This window comes from Mesorhizobium sp. M1A.F.Ca.IN.020.03.2.1 (assembly GCF_004023205.1).
GTDB lineage: Bacteria > Pseudomonadota > Alphaproteobacteria > Rhizobiales > Rhizobiaceae > Mesorhizobium.
The window spans coordinates 1-18,676 of the sequence record NZ_RZSV01000109.1 but is presented as its reverse complement, the minus strand read 5'-3'; the positions used below and the strand labels follow the sequence as shown (position 1 = coordinate 18,676).

The window sequence follows — 18,676 nt, the reverse complement described above, 5'->3', positions numbered from 1 at the left end:
CACCACGCGCTTGCCGGCGCGGCCAAGCTCGATGAGCAGAGCGTTGATTTCTTCCTGGCTCTTGGAATGGCAGCCCTTGCGCTTGCCGACAGGCAAGCGCTCGGCATCGCGGCGCCCCATGGCGACGATCGCTTCCGGCACCAGCGCGTCATAGACGATCGCGTCGGCCTCCATCAGCAGGCGGTGGGCGCGCAGCGTCAAAAGATCCTCCGCGCCCGGGCCGGCGCCGACCAGAGCGATGTGACCTGCGGTCGGCGCGTCCGAAGTCAAAAGCTCAAGCGCAGCGCTATGCGCCCTGGCGAACTCTCCGGCTTCAACCGCCTTGGCCGGGAGGCCGGCGAAGAAATCGCTCCAGAACCGGCGGCGGCGATTGCCTTTCGGCAGCCGCTCGGCAGCAGTGCGAAACGACGACGCCAAGGCCGCCAGCCGGCCAAGCGACGGCGACAGCATGCGATCGATGCGCACCCGCAGCAGCTGCGCCAGCACAGGGCCGGCGCCCTCGGTGCCGATGGCGATGGCGACCGGCGCGCGGTTGACCAGCGCCGGGGTGAAGAAATCGCAGAGCTCAGGCCGGTCGACGGCGTTGACCGGAATGCCCAGCCGGCGGGCGTCTTCGACCACGCGGCGGTCGAGCGCCTCGTCGCCGCTGGCGGCAAACACCATGGCCGCGTCCTCGAGGTGCGCGGCATCGTAGGCGACATCGACGTGGACAGCGCCGGCGGTAGCAATGAAATTCAGAAGCTCGGGATCGGCATTGTCCGCAATGATGCGCAGCGTCGCGTTTGACTGAGCAAGCAGCCTGGCCTTGGCCAGTGCCTCCTCGCCGTTGCCGACGATGGCCACGGCTTCGCCGTCGACCCGCAGGAAGACGGGGAAGGCGTTGAGCTTGGCATTGGCTGGCGACATGGCGATAAACAGTACGAGAACAGTCTGGCAGTTTTATGCGGGCCTGGGAAAAACCAGAAGGCAAGCAGTCGCGCATCCCTTGATGGCAGGCAATCGCTTTTTCGCAGCCGCGAAAGGCAGGAGAAAAAAATTCTACGCCGGACCTCGAGGTGGTCGGGCACCTATCCGAGAGCTATTGATCCGGCATAGTTTTTAGCGCCGTGCAGCCGACACGGCAAAACGGTTTTTTCTAAATTCTACCAACCTAGTAGATTAAGACGCGGTCTTGCTGGTGGGTGAGATCGCTGCCGCTTGCAGCACATCCTGCAGTCGTTAGTTGATGCGGAACTATCATGCTCGGCGGCACGTTTCGCTAACGATCCATCCCGTCGGTCGAGCCGCTCTCGCGGGGCTCGATTTGTGCTCAAGGCAAGGAGGAAAATCATGAACATCAAGCTTAAACGCGGTCTCTGGGTGGTCGTGGCCGACGGCGAGAAGGCGCTTTTCCTCCGCAATGAAGGCGACAGCAAGTTTCCGAACCTCGAGGTGGTTCAGGAGATGGAGCAGGAAAATCCCGCCACCAGGGAGCAAGGCACCGATAAACCGGGCCGGTATGCCGAAGGGCCACGCAGCGCGATCGAAGAAACCGATTGGCATCGCCTCGGCAAGGAACGTTTCGCAAGCGATATTGCCGATCGGCTCTACAAGCTTGCACATCGGGGTGAGTTCGACCAGCTCGTGCTGATCGCGCCGCCGCAGGTGCTCGGCGAGATGCGTCAGAAGCTGCACAAGGAAGTCAGTGAAAAAGTGCAGGCCGAAATCCCCAAGACGCTGACCAATCATACCGTCTTCGACATCGAGAATCTGCTCAAAGCGGCCTGAGCGGCACGCAGGAACGCACAGTGCAGGGGATTGATGCCGTGGCCCCCTCATGGCGGCTCGCTCTGATTTTCTCATCCGGCGCCCGATCGCGGCGCCGATTTCCGTGTAGCGGTGGTTGCGTCACCGCCCCTCCCCCGACCATATTGCGAAGGGGCGACGGCCCTCGGGCGGCGCTTATCGACATCGTGAATTCTCGAAAGGCGCTCCATAGACAATGCCGCATGACACGCCCCTGATCGCCACCATCGTCGCCGGTTTGGGGCTTGCCTTCGTTTTCGGAGCATTGGCCAACCGATTCCGCATCCCGCCGCTGGTCGGCTATCTGGTGGCCGGCGTGCTGGTCGGTCCGAACACGCCGGGCTTCGTCGCCGACGCCAGCCTTGCCAACGAACTCGCCGAGATCGGCGTCATCCTGCTGATGTTCGGCGTCGGCCTGCATTTCTCGCTGAAGGATCTTTTGTCGGTCCGCGCAATCGCCGTGCCCGGCGCCGTCGTGCAGATCGGCTTTGCCACGCTGCTCGGCGTCGGCCTCGCCTGGCTGCTTGGCTGGTCGCTCGGCGCCGGCCTTGTCTTCGGCCTCGCGCTCTCCGTCGCCTCGACCGTCGTCCTGCTGCGCGCCATGCAGGAGCGGCGGCTGATCGAGACCGAGCGCGGCCGCATCGCCGTCGGCTGGCTGATCGTCGAGGATTTGGCCATGGTGCTGGCGCTGGTGCTTTTGCCGGCGCTCGCCGGCGTGCTTGGCGGCCAGCCGCAGGCCGACGACCATGCGAGCCTGCTTTCGCTGCCCGCCAGCCACGGCATATGGGGCGTGGTCGGCATAACGCTGGCCAAGGTCGTCGCCTTCGTCGTCGTCATGCTGGTCGTAGGCCGCAGGGTCATCCCCTGGATCCTGCACTATGTCGCCCATACCGGCTCACGCGAGCTGTTCCGGCTCTCGGTGCTTGCCATCGCGCTCGGCGTCGCCTTCGGCGCGGCGAAGCTGTTCGGCGTCTCGCTGGCGCTCGGCGCCTTCTTCGCCGGCATGGTCATGAGCGAGTCCGAGCTCAGCCACCGGGCGGCGGAAGAATCGCTGCCGCTGCGCGACGCTTTTTCCGTGCTGTTCTTCGTTTCCGTCGGCATGCTGTTCGATCCGTTCAGCCTGGTCAGCAACGGCCTGCCGATCCTGGCGACCTTAGCCATCATCCTCATCGGCAAATCGCTCGCCGCTTTCGTCATCGTCATCGCCTTCCGCTATCCGGTCGCGACCGCGCTGATTATCTCGGCCAGCCTTGCCCAGATCGGCGAATTCTCCTTCATCCTGGCCGAGCTCGGCGTCGGGTTGAAGCTTCTGCCCGAACAGGGCCGCGACCTCATTCTGGCCGGCGCCATCCTGTCGATCCTGCTCAACCCGCTGATGTTCCTGATCGTCGACAGGATGAAGCCGTGGCTGGAAAAGCGCGCCGGCAAAACGGCAGAGCCCGAGGAATCAAGGCCGATCGGCCCGGCGACCGAGCCCGGCCAGGTGGCCTCGGCGGCGGCAGTGTCTGAAAGCGAGAATGGTCTGCCGCCGCGAACGGGACTCACCGACCATTCCATCCTGATCGGCTATGGACGTGTCGGCAGCCTCGTGGGTGCCGCGCTGAAACAAGCCGCCCTGCCCTTCCTGGTCGTCGAGGATGCCGACAAGACGCTGGCGAAGCTGAGGGCCGACGGCGTCGAAACGGTGGCCGGCAATGCCGCCAATGCGGACGTCTTCGCGGCAACCAATCCGGAAGGCGCCAAACGGCTGATCCTCGCCATCCCCAACGCCTTCGAGGCGGGACAGGTGGTGCTGCGGGCGCGCGCGGTCAATCCCGGCATCAGCGTCATTGCGCGCGCCCATTCCGATGCCGAGGTCGAGCATCTCAAGGCTCTCGGCGCCGACACCGTGATCATGGGCGAGCGCGAAATAGCACGCGGCATTGTCGAGGCGGTTACCGGCATGTCACCCGCTCGGCTGGACGACGCCGCTGTCGAGATCAGGCCGCGGCCTGCCTGACGCTCGTCTGCACAAACCAAGCGGATCAGGAAACGAATAACGGAAGCGATGTCGCTGAGATGGAAGTCACACGTGCTGGCCGCCATTGATGTGGATTTCCGAGCCGGTCACGTAGGACGCCTGGCCCGAACACAGGAAAAAGATGATGTCGGCCACTTCCGACGTGGCGCCCAGCCTTCTCAGCGGGATCGTCTCGACGATCTTGTCGGTGCCGGGCGACAGGATCGCCGTGTCGATCTCGCCCGGCGCGATCGCATTGACGCGGATGCCGTGCGGCCCGAAGTCATGCGCCATCTCGCGCGTCAGAGAACCCAGCGCCGCCTTCGACGTCGCATAGGCCGTGCCGGCAAATGGATGCACGCGCGTGCCGGCGATCGAGGTGACGTTGACGATTGAGCCCTTGGCGGCGGCGAGTTCCTTGAACAGCCCTCTCGCCAGCATGATCGGGGCGAAGAAATTGACCTGGAACACGTCGCGCCAGACATGCATCGGCGTCTCGATCGAGTTCATCCGGCCGCCGTCCTTGAGCTTCGGCGAGATGCCAGCATTGTTGACCAGCGCGTGCAACTGCCCGCCATGCGCCTCCAGCCGGTGGCGGATTTCCGAGACGGCAATGCCGACATCCTCCTGGTCGGCAAGGTCGACCTTGATGTGGTCTTCGGGACCCGCCGGCCATGGACAGTCCTCGGCAAAGGCCTGTCGCGAGCAGGTGATGACGCGCCAGCCCTCGCGTGAAAAGCGTTTCACCGTCGCATGGCCGATGCCGCGGCTGGCGCCGGTGAGCACGATGGTTTTTCTGCTGTCGATTTCGGCCATGGCTTGATCTCCGGCCGGACATGTAGCCGAAGGCGCCAGCCATTGCGAGAGGCGAGTTGCCCCTCAACCGCCGCTGAGGATGTCGAGAATCGACGTCTGCCGCCTTTTCTTCGGGCCGCCGACATCGCCGGGCGGCACCGGATGCCCGACCGAGGCGGTGGTACCGCCGTCGCTCGGCATATCGAAGCCATCGGCATCGACCGTCTGGGCTGGACGCGCCTGCCGTGCGGGCGCCTGGGCGACAGGGCTCGACTGGCCGACGGGCGCGGGCGGCGCCGGCTGCGAGTTGTCCGCCGAGGGTATCTCGTCCGGCACAACCGTATCGGGCGGCGTCGATTTCCACGTGCCGGGCAACGGCCTGACCGGCAAGCCTTCATGCGCGGCGACCATGAATTCGTGCCAGGCCTGCGCCGGCAAGGCGCCGCCGGTCACCTTCTTCATCGGGCTGCCGTCGTCATTGCCGAACCACACACCCGTCGTGAGGTTGGCGGTATAGCCGACGAACCAGGCGTCGCGTGAATTCTGGCTGGTGCCGGTCTTGCCGGCCGAGGGCCAGTTGAAGGCCGCCTTCTTGGCGGTGCCGACTTCGACCGTGCCCGTCATCATAGAGTTCATCATGCCGACGATGTCGGCCTTGAGGACGCGCGGCGCGCTGCCGCCATTGTTTTCGTAGAGCACCTTGCCGCTAGCCGTGGTGACGCGCTGGATGAAATGGATATCCGGCTTGTAGCCGCCATTGGCGAAAGGCACATAGGCGGCGGTCAGTTCCAGCGGCGTCACTTCCGAGGTGCCGAGCGCGATCGAGGTGTTCGACTGCAGGTCGGATTGGATGCCCATGCGGTGCGCGGCCTCAACCACAGCGTCGGGGCCGACCTCCATGGTGAGTTGCGCCGCCACCGAGTTCAGCGACTTCGCCAGTGCGGTGGCCAGCGTCACCTTGCCATAATATTTGCCGCCATAGTTCTCCGGCGTCCATTTGCCTATTCTGATCGGGGCGTCGTTGCGCACGCTGTCCGGTGTGCGGCCTGCTTCCAGCGCCGCCATGTAGACGAAAGGCTTGAAGGCCGATCCCGGCTGGCGCCGCGCTTCCGAGGCGCGGTCGAACTGGCTGGTCGAATAGTCGTAACCGCCGACCATGGCGCGAACGGCGCCGGAATCATCGATCGACACCAACGCGCCCTGGGTGACGTTGAGCTTTCTGCCGCTCTCGTCGATCAGCCGGCGGATCGACTGCTCGGCGAGCTTCTGCAGCGTCAGATCCACGGTGGTGTCGATGACGATGTCGCCGCGCACGTCGCCGATCAGGTCGGGAAGTTCCTCCATGACCGTGTCGGCGACATAATTCTCCGAGCCGGTCCAGTAGGAGGGCGAGCGCGTCGCCGGCGCGCTCAGCGCCATTTTGTATTCCTTGTCGCCGATCTTGCCTTCCTCGCGCATGGCGGCGAGCACGAGCTGTGCGCGTTCTTCCGCCGCCTTGGGATCGCGCGCCGGCGAAAGCCGCGACGGCGCCTTGAGCAAACCGGCCAGAAGCGCTGCCTCGGAAAGCGTGACATCGCGCGCGCTCTTGCCGAAGTACCGCCGCGAGGCGGCCTCCACGCCATAAGCGCCGGACCCGAAATAGACCCGGTTGAGATACATTTCGAGGATCTGGTCCTTGCTGTGCTTGTGCTCCAGCCACAGCGCCAGCAGCACTTCCTGCACCTTGCGCTCCAGCGTGCGATCCGGCGTCAGGAACAGGTTCTTGGCCAGCTGCTGCGTCAGCGTCGAGCCGCCCTGCGAGAAATGACCGCCAAGGACGTTGGTGACCATGGCGCGCGTCAGACCGATCGGGTCGATGCCGAAATGCGAATAGAACCGCCGGTCCTCGATGGCGACGACGGCCTCGGGAATATAGGGCGACATTTCATTGAGGCCGACGGCCTCGCCGCCGCTCATGCCGCGATTTGCGATGAGTTGCCCGTCGACCGAGACGATCTTGATGTTGGGCGCGCGGTCGGGGATCGACCATGTGGTCGCCGCCGGCATCTTGGCGCCGTAGTAGACGACGACGCCGGCCACCGCGATGCCGCCCCAGATGCAGAAAACGAAGCACCAGTAGAGCAGGCGGCCGAAGACGGAAAACAGCCCGCGCTGGCTGCGATCGCGCCCCCGGCCGCGCGATTTCGCCTTGGCGGATTTGCGTTTCGCTGCGGATTTGCGATTTGCCGGCACGACGCGATCCTCCTCGCTGACCGAAAAGCCGTCGGAGGATTTCGCCCGCGGCGAGCCCTCGAAGCTCGGTTCGATGCGACTGTCTCTGCGGTTCGCCATTGCGTTGTGCTTGCTGTCCCCGATGCCGATGGCGCTCGGGTTGCAGAGTAGATGCGGCGGTTTAAAGGCGCGTTAAGTGGGGAAAAATCGAAGTGATTGAAAATCAAATGTTTGGTAAGCGGCCACCTGACGGAGCGCGATCGGCGTGGGATTCCGGCCGCGCTCCAGCGTTTGCATAGGCGGGCGAGTCGGCTCGGACTAGTCGAGCACGGCACGGACCGAGAGCGCAGCTCTCGATGCCCGCATGACATCGCCGACATGGCAGTAGCAGACGATCTCGTGCAGCTGATAGTCGGTCAGCTCGAAGAAGCGTTTTGCTTCGCCGTAGGTGTCGTTCTTCAAACCCTCGTCGTGCAGAACGGGGTCTTCCAGGGCGACGGATATGGGCGAGCCGGCGCCCCGCATGACATTGCGTTCCCGCGGGGCACGATATTCAGTGCCGATCAGCGCGGTCAGGAGCCGGTTTGGCTCACGTTCGAGAAGCTCCGCCCAACGTGCGAGGCGCTGGGTTCGGCTCATGACGGGTTTGGCGGTGCGGACCTCAGCAACGGCGTGCAGCTGGTCCAGTGTTTGGTGCTTCATGGCAACCTCCTAGAGGCTAGGTTGGTCGGCCCCAAAACTCCCTATACGCGGCATGATATCGCCGAACCGCGCGGACGTCATCCGTTTGCCGCCCACGCCGGCAAGATTTGATGGAGCTGCGCGCGGCCCCCGTCATTCTTCATGCCGTCGCCAGAATATGGAGCCGAAATCACAGGCTTATCCTGGACGTCCAAGAACGCGGAACTCGGGCTCCGCCGCCTTTCGACCGACGATCGACGACAGGCCGTAGAAAGCCAGCGGCTGTTCCTGACAAGTCACAGCCACGACGCTGTTCGACTTGTCTATATCCAGGCCCTTCGGCCCACCCTCCTCGACGCTGGCCCTGCCGCGCAGAAAGCTTTCGTCGTCGAGCACGGCGACCGAACGCGACGGCGTGCGGCGCCCCTTCCAGCCTTCGTCGCTTGCATAGACGTGAACCATCGGGCTGCCGGCGTCGGCAACAAGAATGTGGCTGCCGTCCTGCGTGAAGCGCAGGCCATGCGGGTAGTTGGCATTTTCCAGGACACCGGCGGGTCGGGTTTCAGGGCCAAGCGGCGCCGACATGTCGTAGATCTTCACGTCGTTGGTGCCGTGGCTGCTGACGGCGACCCACCGCCCGTCATGGCTGAGCGCGATGCCGTCCGGGATGTCGAGGCCCTGCTCCAGGAGAACCTGATTCCACAGGGCGCGGTATCCCCATCGCCGGTGAACCACATGGCGGGTCACCCGATGCGTGTAGTTGTTACAGACCAGCAGGCTGAGCCGGCCATGCGACTCACGCCTGACGGCGACTGAGCCGGGCGTTCTCAATCTGCAAAATCGGCTGCCTTTGATCACGCGAAGTGGCGAGATTTCGTGCCCTTGTCCGGCCGGATCGCCTTGCGGCAGGGCGAAGACCGCAACCAGCCCATCGCGATTGGCGACCACAAAAGTCCTGTTGTCGATGAAATCGAGGCCATGCACCTCGCCCATGCTTTCCGATCTGAGCTCCACGAAATCGCGGATAACGATCCTCGCTGCACCGGCCGTCGGCTCTATGTCGATGCGCAGCATCAGACATCGCCTGCGTCCATATCCGGCGACGGCAAGCAAGCGGTTGTCGGGCGAAAAGCGCAGGTCCTCGGTCCGCCCGATCGCGGCGAGCGCATCGTTCACGGCACCGGTGGCCACGAAATCGATCCGGGGAATCATATCAAAAAACACCACCGCCCCAGCGAGCGGACCCGAATGCAATAGGTGCTATCAGGAGCCGACCGGTCAAGTTCGCGAGATGCGGACGTGGTGAGATCAATTCTGCTGGATCGAAATGCCCTTGTCGTCGATCTTGAGCTCCACGCCCTTCGGCCTGGTCTGCTCGCGGTAGATGTAGATGCCAAGCGCGATGACCACGACGACCAACGCGCCGATGATGAGGTAGAGCATGTTCTGTCTCATCTCGCCCCCTTCTTGCCGCCGAGTCTCGCGCCTGCTTCGAGGCCCTGCGGCGGTCGCTCACTGGTCGCTGTCATCATTGGCCGATGCAGGCCGCCAACTGGTCGGCTCGACTTTTTTCTGGGTGTTGCTGTCGGTGTAGACCCACCAGCCGCCGTCGCGGTATTGCCCGACGGATTCGTTGACCACGCCGTGCTCGTCGTTCCACAGGATCGTGACCTGCGAGCCGTCCTTCGGCGCGCTCGCTATCGGTTTGCGCTCTGCCATTCAATCCCTCCCCATCTCACGCCGACAATGGACCGGCAGGAACGTCGCTCGACGCGCCGGGTCGTCAGCTATGCGCGAAGATATCCTCTTCCGCCCAGCCCATCAGATCGAGCTTGGCGCGCGTCGGCAGGAAGCGGAAGCAGGCTTCGGCCTCCTTAGTGCGACCCTCGCGCGCAAGCCGTGCGGCCAGCACCTCGCGCAGCCGGTGCAGGTAAAGCACGTCGGAGGCGGCATATTCGAGCTGCTCGGGCGACAGTGTTTCCGCCGCCCAGTCCGACGATTGCTGCGCCTTGGAGAGGCCGATACCGAGCAGTTCGTTGCATATATCCTTCAGCCCGTGGCGGTCGGTGTAGGTACGGGTCAGCCGCGAGGCGATCTTTGTGCAGAAAACCGGTTCGGCCATGACGCCGAAAGCGTGATAAAGGACGGCAATGTCGAAACGGCCGTAGTGAAACAGCTTCACCACGGCGTCGTTCCTGAGAAGGCTGACAAGGTTGGGCGCCTCCTTCTGGCCCGGCGCGATCTGGATGACGTCGGCGCTGCCGTCGCCGGGCGAGATCTGAACCACGCAGAGCCGGTCACGATGCGGGTTCAAGCCCAGCGTTTCCGTGTCGATGGCGACCGCACCGACATTGTAGCGGGAAAGGTCCGGCAGATCGTTCTTGTGGAAACGGATGTCGGTCATTCTCTTCTCCGGATCGCGGCCAGCGGCGCACCCGTTTTTGGACGCGAAGGCGCCGCGCATTGCGCTATCACGCCCGTCCTTGCCGCGATCCGGAAAAAAATCAACAGAAAGTTGATTTTCGCGGTCGCCGCGGGTTCACCTCAGCGCGTCAGACCATCGAGAATGCGCGCCCAGGAACGCTGCCCCTTGTGGAAGGAGGTGAGCTCGTACTTCTCGTTGGGCGAATGGATGCGGTCGTCATCGAGGCCGAAGCCGACCAGCAGCGATTCCATGCCGAGATAGGTCTGGAAATCGCCGACTACGGGGATGGAGCCGCCGCCGCCGGTGGCGACGGCCTGCTTTTCCCATTCGTCGGAGAGCGCATCCTTGGCCTTGGCCAGGAACGGCGAGTCGTAGGAAAGCTGGATCGCCGGCGAGCCGCCATGCGGATGGAATTCGACGGAGCAGTCGCCGGGAATCCGATCGCGCACGAAAGCCTGGAAGGCGGCGCGGATTTTTTTCGGATCCTGCTTGTGGACGAGCCGGAACGACACTTTCGCCGATGCTTCCGCCGCGATCACCGTCTTGAAGCCCTTGCCGGTATAGCCGCCGATGATGCCGTTGAACTCGGCCGTTGGCCGCGCCCAGGTGAGTTCGAGCACGGAGCGGCCCTTTTCGCCGGCGGGAATGGAAAGCCCGACCGGTCCGAGGAAGGTCTCGACGGTCTCGCCGAGCCCCTCCCAGGATTTCAGCACCTGCGAGGGCGTCTCTTCGACGCCGTCATAGAAGCCCGGGATGGTGATGCGGCCGTCTTGATCATGAATGTCGGCGAGAATTTTGGTCAGGATCCGGATCGGATTGGCGGCCGGGCCGCCATAGAGGCCTGAATGCAGGTCGCGGCTGGCTGCCTTGACGGTGACTTCCTCGCCGACCATGCCGCGTAGGGACACGCAGATCGACGGCGTCTCGCGGTTCCACATGCTGGTGTCGCAGACCAGCGCGAAATCCGCTTTCAGCTCGGCGGCGTTGGCCTCGAGGAAAGGCTTGAGCGACGGCGAGCCGGACTCTTCCTCGCCCTCGAACAGGATCGAGACGCGGCAGGGCAGATTGCCGTGCACCTGCCTCCAGGCGCGGCAGGCCTCGACGAAGGTCATCAGCTGACCCTTGTCGTCCGCCGAGCCGCGCCCGGCGATCACCTTGCGTCCGGGCTGGACCTCCTTGATCGACGGCGCGAATGGATCCGTTTCCCACAGCTCGATCGGATCGACCGGCTGCACGTCGTAGTGGCCGTAGAACAGCACATGCGGCGCGCCGGCCGGTCCTTCGTGATGCGCCACCACCATCGGGTGGCCGGGCGTGTCGCGCACGCTGGCGTCGAAGCCGATCAGCTTGAGTTCGGCCGCCAGCCATTCGGCGCCCTTGCGGCAATCGGCGGCAAAGGCCGGGTCGGTGGAGATCGACTTGATACCAAGCAAGCCGAAAAGCCGCTCCAGGCTCTGATCGAGGTTCTGGTCGAGACGGTCAAGGACGGGGGAGAGTCTGGACATTTCTTCAGCCTTTCGATTCTGGCCCGACCCTAAAGGGGCGAGCAGAAAACGCAAAGCCGCGATCGTTGGACCACGCGTTCCGGCGTCGGTAACACGCGGGCTGGGAGACAAAAAAGAACCGCCGTGGTGGAGGGGGAACCACGGCGGTCTTTACTCGAAACGTTGCGGCAGCCCGGAGAGGGGGGATAGGCTGCCGCAGTTGCCCGGGATAGGCGGGGGACGGGCCTTACTCCGGACTTCGGCGAAAATTGCCGATGACAGCTATTTGGGTCTGTGAAAATGGCGATTCAAGGGCACGAAGATTACACTTTTGTAACATGCCCGTGAGCGGCTGAATTTTGTCCGAGACCTGTCTGTCAGGGGTGTTGCCGGAACCGGCCGTTTGCGCGGCCTTTGGCATGGACCGCGAAGCTTGGCCGCGCTATCCCTGCCGGCATGAAAAAAGGCGATCATCTCTTTCTTGTCGACGGCTCCGGCTACATTTTCCGCGCCTACCACGCGCTGCCGCCGCTCAACCGCAAATCCGACGGCCTGCCCACCAGCGCCGTGCTCGGCTTCTGCAACATGGTATGGAAGCTGATGCAGGACGCCCGCAACACGAACGTGGGCATCGTGCCGACCCATTTTGCCGTCATCTTCGACTATTCGGCGAAGACCTTCCGCAGCGATCTTTATCCCGAATACAAGGCCAACCGCTCGGCGCCGCCGGAAGACCTGATCCCGCAATTCGGCCTGATCCGCCAGGCGACCGTGGCCTTCAACCTGCCCTGCATCGAGATGGAAGGCTTCGAGGCTGACGACATCATCGCCACCTATTGCCGCCTAGCCTGCGAGGTCGGCGCCGACACCACCATCATCTCCTCCGACAAGGACCTGATGCAATTGGTCGGCCCGACGGTCGGCATGTACGACCCGATGAAGGATCGCCAGATCGGCATTCCCGAGGTAATCGAGAAATGGGGCGTGCCACCGGAAAAGATGATCGACCTGCAGGCGCTGACCGGCGACTCCGTCGACAACGTGCCCGGCGTGCCCGGCATCGGCCCGAAGACCGCGGCGCAACTTCTGGAGCAGTTCGGAGACCTTGACGGCCTGCTGGCGCGCGCCGGCGAGATCAAGCAGGAAAAGCGGCGCGAATCGATCATCGCCAATGCCGACAAGGCGCGCATCTCGCGCGAGCTGGTGACGTTGAAGAACGACGTGCCGCTCAAGGAGGGGCTGGACGACCTTGTGCTGCATGCCCCGGACGGGCCGAAGCTGATCGGCTTCCTGAAGACGATGGAGTTCACCACGCTGACACGCCGCGTCGCGGAAGCGACTGCAACCGAGATCGGCGACGTCCAGGCTTCCAGTGTCACCATCGAGCGCGCCGACACCGCACATGGTCCCGATGTCGGCGCCGGCACGCCGACTGCCTCAAGACCGGCGGCGACGCCGAACGGCGCCGCGAAGCCTGCAGCGCCGGTCAGGCCCGAGGATGCCCCACCGCAGGGCGATACGCCTTCCCTGCTCTCCGCGCTGCGGCTGGAGCAGGCGACGGCGCGCAAGATCGATCCCGCGGCCTATGTCGCCATTCGCGATACGGCCGCGCTGAAGGCCTGGATCGCCGAAGCGAGGGAAGCCGGCATCCTTGCCTTCGACGCGGAGACCTCTTCGTCCGATCCGATGCAGGCCGACTTGATCGGCCTGTCCATGGCGATCGCGCCGGGCCGCGCCGCCTACGTGCCGCTCGCCCACACGAGCGGCAATGGCGACCTGCTTGGCGGCGGCATGCTGGCGGACCAGGTCCCGGTCCGCGACGCGCTGGCTCTGCTCAAGCCCCTGCTCGAGGACCGGTCGGTCCTCAAGATCGTCCAGGACATGAAATACGACATCGTCGTGATGAGCCGGCATGGTATCGAGGTCGGCCCGTTCGACGACACGATGCTGATCTCCTACGTGCTCGACGCCGGCACATCCGGCGGGCATGACCTCGCCTCGCTGTCGGAGAAGTGGCTCGGCCATGCGCCAGGCACGAAGAAGGAGCTTGCCGGCTCGGGCAAGGGCGCGGTCGGCTTCGACCAGGTCGACATCGAGCGGGCGACCGCCTATGCCGGCGAGCAGGCCGATCTGGCGCTGCGGCTGTGGCAATTGCTGAAGCCGCGGCTCGCCGCCAAGGGTCTCGTCTCCGTCTATGAAAGGCTGGAGCGGCCGCTTGTGCCCGTGCTCGCCCGCATGGAGCAGCGCGGCATTTCGGTCGATCGCCAGATTCTCTCCAGACTGTCGGGTGAGCTGGCGCAAGGCGCCGCCCGCGCCGAAGAAGAGATCTATGGCATCGTCGGCGAGCGCATCAACATCGGCTCGCCGAAGCAGCTCGGCGATATATTGTTCGGCAAGATGGGCCTGCCGGGCGGCTCCAAGACCAAGACCGGCCAGTGGTCGACCTCGGCGCAGCTGCTGGAAGATCTCGCGGCCGAAGGCCACGAGCTGCCGCGCAAGATCGTCGACTGGCGGCAGCTCACCAAGCTGAAATCGACCTATACCGACGCCTTGCCCGGCTTCATCAATCCCGGGACGAACCGCGTCCACACTTCCTATGCGCTGGCCGCGACGACGACCGGTCGGCTATCATCGTCCGATCCCAACCTGCAGAACATCCCGGTGCGCACCGCCGAAGGCCGCAAGATCAGGACCGCCTTCATCGCCGAAAAGGGGCACAAGCTGGTCTCGGCCGACTACAGCCAGATTGAATTGCGCGTGCTGGCCCATGTCGCCGAAATCCCGCAGCTCAAGCAGGCTTTTGCGGACGGCGCCGACATCCACGCCATCACCGCGTCCGAAATGTTCAACGTGCCGGTAGAAGGCATGCCTTCGGAAGTGCGGCGGCGTGCCAAGGCGATCAATTTCGGCATCATCTACGGCATCTCGGCCTTCGGTCTGGCGAACCAGCTGTCGATCCCGCGCGAGGAGGCGAGCGCCTACATCAAGCGCTATTTCGAGCGCTTCCCGGGCATCCGCGACTATATCGAGGAAACCAAGGCCTATGCGCGCGAATACGGCTTCGTCGAAACCATCTTCGGCCGCCGCATCCACTATCCGGAGATAAGGTCCTCCAACCCGTCGGTTCGCGCCTTCAACGAGCGCGCGTCGATCAATGCGAGGCTCCAGGGCACTGCGGCCGACATCATCCGCCGCGCCATGGTGCACATGGAAGAGGCGCTGGAGAAGGCGAAGCTGTCGGCCCGCATGCTCTTGCAGGTGCATGACGAGCTGATCTTCGAGACGGTGGAAGCGGAAGTCGAAGCGACAATTCCCGTGGTGCGCCGCGTGATGGAGAACGCGCCGATGCCGGCGGTCTCGATGTCGGTGCCGCTGCATGTCGATGCGCGGGCCGCCGACAACTGGGACGAGGCGCACTGATACCTTCGTCATCCTCGGGCTCGACCCGAGGATGACGACTTGAGGGGCTAAGCCGCCTCAGCTCTACACTTCGCGCAAACCCCGCGAAACTCGATCACCGCCTTCTTGGCGGCGAAGCCGGTCGAGCGCACCCATTCGTCCAGCCGGTGGTCGACATCATGGTCGGACATTTCGGTTACCTGGCCGCAGCTGTCGCAGATGGCGAATGCGGTCATCGAATGACTGTGGTCGTGCGGCTCGGCGCAGGCGACGAAGGAGTTCAAGCTTTCGAGCCGGTGCACGAAGCCCGACTTCACCAGCGTGTCCAGCGCGCGGTAGACCTGCAGCGGCGCCCGGAACCCGCGCTCGCGCAGTTGGTCGAGCAGCATATAAGCGCTCAGCGGCCCGCTGGCGGCTTCGAGCTTCTCAAGCACGCACAGCTGGTTCTTGGTCAGCGCATCCCTTGCCGTCATCTTGTCTCCGGTCGTCGCGTCGTTTCGCGTGCCGACTGCGCACGCGAACGGCCTTTGGTCCATGAGATAGCGACGAACGCGCATCTTTGCCACTGTTTCCGCAGCTGGCGGCCTGGCGCGGGCCACTACTTGCGTGGCGGCCCCTTGCGCTCGGCGGAGGCCGCCCAAAGATTGATGTCGGCCTCGCGCGCATAGGTGTCGATCTCGGCAAGCTCGGCGTCGCTGAAGTCGAGCGCCTTGAGAGCGCCGACGCAATCCTCGACCTGTTCCGGCCGGCTGGCGCCGATCAGCGCCGTCGTCACGCGTCCCTTGCGCAGCACCCAGGCCAGCGCCATCTGCGCCAGCGTCTGGCCGCGCCGGCTAGCGATGGCGTTCAATGCCTTGATGTTGGTGACCGACTTATCGTTGATGAAGGCCGGACGCAGCGACTTGCCCTGGGATGCGCGGCTGCCTTCCGGGATGCCGCCGAGATATTTATCGGTCAGCATGCCCTGCGCCAGCGGCGAGAACACGATCGAGCCGATGCCGAGCCCTTCCAGCGTATCGAGCAGCCCATCTTCCTCGACCCAGCGGTTGAGCATGGAATAGCTCGGCTGGTGGATCAGGCAGGGCGTGCCGAGTCGCCGCAGGATGTCGGCCGCTTCGCGGGTGCGCTGCGAATTGTAGGAGGAGATGCCGGCATAGAGCGCCTTGCCCGAGCGCACCGCATGGTCGAGCGCGCTCATCGTTTCTTCCAGCGGCGTCTCGGGATCGAAACGGTGGGAATAGAAAATATCGACATAATCGAGCCCCATCCGCTTGAGGCTCTGGTCGAGGCTCGCGAGCACGTATTTGCGGCTGCCCCATTCGCCGTAGGGGCCGGCCCACATCTCGTAGCCGGCCTTGGTTGAGATGATCAGCTCGTCACGATAGGCGGCGAAATCGGTGCGCAGGATCTCGCCAAAGGCGGTCTCGGCCGAGCCGGGCGGCGGGCCGTAATTGTTGGCGAGATCGAAATGCGTGATGCCGAGGTCGAAGGCCTTGCGCACGATCGCCTGCTTGGTCCTGTGCGGCGTGTCATTGCCGAAATTGTGCCACAGCCCGAGCGAGATGGCCGGCAGCTTGAGGCCGGACCGTCCGCAGCGGTTGTAGATCATCTTCTCGTAGCGATTCTCGGCGGCGACATAGGGCATAGGGGAATCCTTGGGAAGGCGGCCGGGATCGCCGCCAGGTGACTTGAATCGATGCTCGCCCCGCAGCTTTACCCTCTCCCCGCCGAAACGGGGAGAGGGGTTGCCACCTACTTTTTCTTCGCCAGCAGCGCCTTCGCTTCCTTGATGCCGAGCGCCGCCGGCCGCTCGCAGGTCGTCTGCATGGCGACGAACTTGCCGCTTTCGCCGGAGCGCAGGACGCCGGTCATGACATCGACGGCATGCAGCGCCAGCTCCATCGAGCAGCGGTGCGGCCGCCCTTCGCCGATCGCGATCGCCATGTCGGCAAGACCTGCCGTGCGGTAGTTGGCCATCATGCCTTGGCTGTGCATCTCATTGGGCACGCCGAACGGATGATCCCACTTGGGAAGCTTCTTCACCGGCTTGGTCGCATCGGTGAAGCGGACTTCGCCGCCGAAGAAATTCGGGTCCGGCACAAAGACGGTGCCCGCCTCGCCGTAGAGCTCCATCGGCGCATGGCCGTGGCTCCACACGTCCCACGAGGTGTTGAGTGTCACCACCGCGCCATTCGCGAATTCCAGCAGCGCGTGGATGGTGGTCGGCGTGTTGACCGGGATTTTTTCGCCCGCGCGCGGTTTGGAGCTGATGGTGCGCTCCTTGGCCGGCGTCGCCGCGAAAGCCGCGACCTGCTTCACCGGCCCGATCAGCTGGATCAGGTTGGTGACATAGTACGGGCCGATGTCGAGCACCGGACCGGCGCCCGGCTGGAAGAAGAAGTCGGGATTGGGGTGCCAGTGTTCCATGCCATGGCCCATCACATGGCAGGTGCCGCTGGTGATCTTGCCAAGCTTGCCGCTGTCGATCAGATCGCGCGCCAGCTGATGCGCGCCGCCGAAGAACGTGTCGGGCGCCGAGCCGATGCGCAGTCCCTTCTTCTCCGCACGCTTCTTCAGATCCAGCCCTTCCTTGACCGACAGCACGAAGGGCTTTTCCGAATAGACGTGCTTGCCGGCGTCGAGCACCGCCTTCGACACGTCATAGTGCACGGCCGGAATGGTGAGGTTGACGACGATGTCGACGTCGTCATCTTTGAGAAGGTCGTTGACCGTCTCGGCGCGGAGCTTGAACTCCTTCGCCCGCATCTTCGCCGCGTCCATGTTGATGTCCGCGCAGGCGCGCATCTCGATGCCGCGGAAGAGCGGCGCCAGCGAGAAATACGCCTTCGAGATGTTGCCGCAGCCGATGACGCCTACGCCAAGTTTGTTTGCCATGATGGTATGTCCTAGTAATTCTTGACGGATTCGATCGAGCGACGGGCGAAGCGCTCGATGTCGTTGGGGTTGTCCTGCTCCATGACGAAGTACTTCGTCGCGCTTTTCGCGCGCAGCGCCTTGATCAGGCCCGCCCAGTCGATGGTGCCGTGACCGACATCCGACCAGCCGTCCTCGTCCAGCCCCTCCCCCGGCTTCGCCATGTCTTTGACGTGGACGGCACTGATGCGCTTGCCGTGCCTTTCGATCCAGGGCAGCGGATCGGCGCCGCCGCGCACCACCCAGGCAACGTCCATCTCCCAGCCGATGTCGGGCGCAGCCGACAGGATGTGGTCCTGCGGCAGCGAGCCGTCGCCGAGCGGCTTGAACTCGAAATCATGGTTGTGCCAGGCAAAGCCGTAGCCGGCCTTCTTCGCGGTGTCGCCCACCTTGGCGAGTCGCTCGCCGAAGCCGCGCCAGCCGGCGGCATCGCCCGGCCGCGCATCGGGCATGAGGTAGGGGCAGATGAGCAGCGAGATGCCGAGCGCATCGGCAATTCTGCGCACGCCGTCGAAATCCTTCTCCAGCGCATCGATCGAGAAATGCCCGGTCGGCATGGCGAGCCCGTTCTTATCGAGCTCGGCACGGAAAGCCTTGGGATCGTCATAGACGCCGCCGAAACCTTCGACTTCTTTGTAGCCCAGTTCGCCGAGCATTTTCAGCACGCCGTCCCATGGCTGGAAGTTGCGGGCACTGTAAAGTTGGAATGACCAGTTCATCTGTCTGTCCGTTCTGTTGATGGTTCCGGGAGGTTGTGGTCTGGGAGGTTAGAGCCTGCTGTCGGTCTCGGCGTCGAACAGCGAGGCGCGCGCCGGATCGAAGCCGATGCGTATCGCATCGCCGTTGCGCAGCGTCTTGTCGGCTTCGACGCGGAAGGAGAGGATCTGGCCGCCGAGCTTCGTCCACACCAGCGTGTCGGAGCCCATCGGATCGACAATCTCGACAGTGGACTCGGCGGTGAAC

Annotated in this window: 17 protein-coding genes; 3 read left to right on the top strand and 14 right to left on the bottom strand. The window is 64.1% G+C overall.

Going from position 1 to position 18,676, the window contains the following annotated elements:
- A partial coding sequence (locus tag EOA79_RS18170; RefSeq protein ID WP_245489895.1) for an NAD(P)-dependent oxidoreductase occupies positions 1-906 on the bottom strand: 906 nt, incomplete at its 3' end.
- A gap of 420 nt (positions 907-1,326) precedes the next feature.
- Between EOA79_RS18170 and EOA79_RS18165 the strand changes: the two genes are divergently transcribed.
- Both EOA79_RS18165 and ybaL read left to right on the top strand, forming a co-directional pair.
- The gene (locus EOA79_RS18165; RefSeq protein WP_164747059.1) at positions 1,327-1,767 is read left to right on the top strand and encodes a host attachment family protein; all 441 of its coding nucleotides are present in this window, start codon (positions 1,327-1,329) and stop codon (positions 1,765-1,767) included.
- Positions 1,768-1,981: 214 nt separating this feature from the next.
- A complete protein-coding gene (gene ybaL / locus EOA79_RS18160) occupies positions 1,982-3,784 on the top strand; it encodes a YbaL family putative K(+) efflux transporter (RefSeq protein WP_095823512.1) in 1,803 nt (600 codons plus the stop codon).
- A gap of 66 nt (positions 3,785-3,850) precedes the next feature.
- Here ybaL and EOA79_RS18155 read toward each other — a convergent pair whose 3' ends face one another.
- The 8 genes from EOA79_RS18155 to EOA79_RS18120 form a co-directional block, all read right to left on the bottom strand.
- Positions 3,851-4,600, bottom strand: a complete 750-nt coding sequence (locus tag EOA79_RS18155; protein WP_067004093.1) for an SDR family oxidoreductase — start codon at positions 4,598-4,600, stop codon at positions 3,851-3,853.
- 63 nt (positions 4,601-4,663) lie between these two features.
- A complete protein-coding gene (locus tag EOA79_RS18150; protein ID WP_095823513.1) occupies positions 4,664-6,910 on the bottom strand; it encodes a transglycosylase domain-containing protein in 2,247 nt (748 codons plus the stop codon).
- Positions 6,911-7,108: 198 nt separating this feature from the next.
- The gene (locus EOA79_RS18145; RefSeq protein WP_067004095.1) at positions 7,109-7,492 is read right to left on the bottom strand and encodes a hypothetical protein; all 384 of its coding nucleotides are present in this window, start codon (positions 7,490-7,492) and stop codon (positions 7,109-7,111) included.
- A gap of 177 nt (positions 7,493-7,669) precedes the next feature.
- A complete protein-coding gene (locus EOA79_RS18140) occupies positions 7,670-8,662 on the bottom strand; it encodes a beta-propeller fold lactonase family protein (protein WP_245322275.1) in 993 nt (330 codons plus the stop codon).
- Positions 8,663-8,779: 117 nt separating this feature from the next.
- Entirely contained in the window at positions 8,780-8,926 is a 147-nt protein-coding gene (locus tag EOA79_RS18135; RefSeq protein ID WP_082980768.1) for a hypothetical protein, read from the bottom strand.
- Positions 8,927-8,983: 57 nt separating this feature from the next.
- Positions 8,984-9,190 carry a hypothetical protein gene (locus EOA79_RS18130; RefSeq protein WP_095778715.1) on the bottom strand — a complete coding sequence of 69 codons (207 nt, stop codon included), beginning with the start codon at positions 9,188-9,190 and terminating at the stop codon, positions 8,984-8,986.
- Between the two features lie 64 nt (positions 9,191-9,254).
- On the bottom strand, positions 9,255-9,875 hold the full coding sequence (locus tag EOA79_RS18125) for a ribonuclease D (RefSeq protein WP_095783543.1): 621 nt from the start codon (positions 9,873-9,875) through the stop codon (positions 9,255-9,257).
- 140 nt (positions 9,876-10,015) lie between these two features.
- On the bottom strand, positions 10,016-11,401 hold the full coding sequence (locus EOA79_RS18120) for a M20/M25/M40 family metallo-hydrolase (RefSeq protein WP_127335160.1): 1,386 nt from the start codon (positions 11,399-11,401) through the stop codon (positions 10,016-10,018).
- 435 nt (positions 11,402-11,836) lie between these two features.
- On the opposite strand from EOA79_RS18120, the gene polA reads away from it, so the two are divergent.
- A complete protein-coding gene (polA, locus tag EOA79_RS18115; protein ID WP_164748248.1) occupies positions 11,837-14,800 on the top strand; it encodes a DNA polymerase I in 2,964 nt (987 codons plus the stop codon).
- 47 nt (positions 14,801-14,847) lie between these two features.
- Here the strand turns inward: polA and EOA79_RS18110 are convergent, their stop codons facing one another.
- The 5 genes from EOA79_RS18110 to EOA79_RS18090 form a co-directional block, all read right to left on the bottom strand.
- Complete coding sequence (locus EOA79_RS18110) at positions 14,848-15,252, bottom strand: Fur family transcriptional regulator (RefSeq protein WP_059184736.1); 405 nt, start codon at positions 15,250-15,252, stop codon at positions 14,848-14,850.
- 125 nt (positions 15,253-15,377) lie between these two features.
- Positions 15,378-16,424: an L-glyceraldehyde 3-phosphate reductase gene (mgrA, locus tag EOA79_RS18105; RefSeq protein ID WP_095783545.1), complete on the bottom strand. Its 1,047-nt coding sequence runs from the start codon at positions 16,422-16,424 to the stop codon at positions 15,378-15,380.
- 107 nt (positions 16,425-16,531) lie between these two features.
- On the bottom strand, positions 16,532-17,674 hold the full coding sequence (locus EOA79_RS18100; protein WP_095800586.1) for a Gfo/Idh/MocA family oxidoreductase: 1,143 nt from the start codon (positions 17,672-17,674) through the stop codon (positions 16,532-16,534).
- An 11-nt stretch (positions 17,675-17,685) separates the two neighbouring features.
- On the bottom strand, positions 17,686-18,432 hold the full coding sequence (locus tag EOA79_RS18095; RefSeq protein WP_095823517.1) for a sugar phosphate isomerase/epimerase: 747 nt from the start codon (positions 18,430-18,432) through the stop codon (positions 17,686-17,688).
- 48 nt (positions 18,433-18,480) lie between these two features.
- Positions 18,481-18,676: TOBE domain-containing protein (locus tag EOA79_RS18090; RefSeq protein WP_128293139.1), on the bottom strand; the 196-nt coding region annotated here is incomplete at its 5' end.

Coding starts and splice junctions, on each gene's coding strand:
- mgrA (WP_095783545.1), bottom strand. CDS start 16,424: ATGCCCTATGTCGCCGCCGAGAATCGCTACGAGAAGATGATCTACAAC.
- EOA79_RS18135 (WP_082980768.1), bottom strand. CDS start 8,926: ATGAGACAGAACATGCTCTACCTCATCATCGGCGCGTTGGTCGTCGTG.
- ybaL (WP_095823512.1), top strand. CDS start 1,982: ATGCCGCATGACACGCCCCTGATCGCCACCATCGTCGCCGGTTTGGGG.
- EOA79_RS18145 (WP_067004095.1), bottom strand. CDS start 7,492: ATGAAGCACCAAACACTGGACCAGCTGCACGCCGTTGCTGAGGTCCGC.
- EOA79_RS18095 (WP_095823517.1), bottom strand. CDS start 18,432: ATGAACTGGTCATTCCAACTTTACAGTGCCCGCAACTTCCAGCCATGG.
- polA (WP_164748248.1), top strand. CDS start 11,837: ATGAAAAAAGGCGATCATCTCTTTCTTGTCGACGGCTCCGGCTACATT.
- EOA79_RS18110 (WP_059184736.1), bottom strand. CDS start 15,252: ATGACGGCAAGGGATGCGCTGACCAAGAACCAGCTGTGCGTGCTTGAG.
- EOA79_RS18100 (WP_095800586.1), bottom strand. CDS start 17,674: ATGGCAAACAAACTTGGCGTAGGCGTCATCGGCTGCGGCAACATCTCG.
- EOA79_RS18155 (WP_067004093.1), bottom strand. CDS start 4,600: ATGGCCGAAATCGACAGCAGAAAAACCATCGTGCTCACCGGCGCCAGC.
- EOA79_RS18125 (WP_095783543.1), bottom strand. CDS start 9,875: ATGACCGACATCCGTTTCCACAAGAACGATCTGCCGGACCTTTCCCGC.
- EOA79_RS18120 (WP_127335160.1), bottom strand. CDS start 11,401: ATGTCCAGACTCTCCCCCGTCCTTGACCGTCTCGACCAGAACCTCGAT.
- EOA79_RS18130 (WP_095778715.1), bottom strand. CDS start 9,190: ATGGCAGAGCGCAAACCGATAGCGAGCGCGCCGAAGGACGGCTCGCAG.
- EOA79_RS18150 (WP_095823513.1), bottom strand. CDS start 6,910: ATGGCGAACCGCAGAGACAGTCGCATCGAACCGAGCTTCGAGGGCTCG.